This window comes from Sutterella seckii (genome assembly GCF_009183815.1).
GTDB classification, from domain to species: domain Bacteria; phylum Pseudomonadota; class Gammaproteobacteria; order Burkholderiales; family Burkholderiaceae_F; genus Sutterella; species Sutterella seckii.
This window is the reverse complement of sequence record NZ_WEHX01000300.1, coordinates 1-209: the sequence shown is the minus strand read 5'-3', so window position 1 is coordinate 209 and position 209 is coordinate 1. Positions and strand designations below refer to the sequence as shown.

Here is a 209-nt window from a genome sequence, read left to right as displayed (position 1 = left end):
GAATTTTGGACAATGGGGGCAACCCTGATCCAGCCATGCCGCGTGCAGGATGAAGGTCTTCGGATTGTAAACTGCTTTTGTCAGGGACGAAAAGGGACGTGATAACACCACGTTCTGCTGACGGTACCTGAAGAATAAGCACCGGCTAACTACGTGCCAGCAGCCGCGGTAATACGTAGGGTGCAAGCGTTAATCGGAATACTGGGCGT

At 52.6% G+C, this 209-nt stretch carries 1 rRNA gene; it reads left to right on the top strand.

The window, feature by feature from the left end:
- A 16S ribosomal RNA gene (locus tag GBM95_RS12230) occupies nt 1–209 on the top strand; the annotation flags it as partial.